The sequence below is a fragment of the Corynebacterium jeikeium genome (genome assembly GCF_000738175.1).
Lineage (GTDB): Bacteria > Actinomycetota > Actinomycetes > Mycobacteriales > Mycobacteriaceae > Corynebacterium > Corynebacterium jeikeium_C.
In genome coordinates this window covers 1-245 of record NZ_JFCH01000002.1, presented here as the reverse complement: position 1 = coordinate 245, position 245 = coordinate 1, and the positions used below count along the sequence as shown (strand labels likewise).

Genomic DNA, 245 nt, shown 5'->3' with positions numbered 1-245 from the left:
CAACTGCTCGTTGACAAGGCTGTTTTGGAAAAGGAGCTGGAACTTGTAAAAAAAGACGTCAGCGTCATCCCGGGTCAGCTCAGCAATAAGCACAAGGCTGAAGTGGTTGACGCGTTACGCGGTGAGTTTCCGTTATCTATGCTGCTTGCTGCTATTGATCTTGCGGCATCAAGCTTCTACTACCAACTCCAACAGCGATTTGCTCCGGATAAGCACGCGCATATCCGCGAAATGCTTCATGAGAT

At 49.0% G+C, this 245-nt stretch carries 1 pseudogene; it reads left to right on the top strand.

Annotation, left to right across the window (positions count from 1 at the left end):
• Window positions 1–245, top strand: a pseudogene (locus JQ46_RS00005) (IS3 family transposase); the annotation flags it as partial.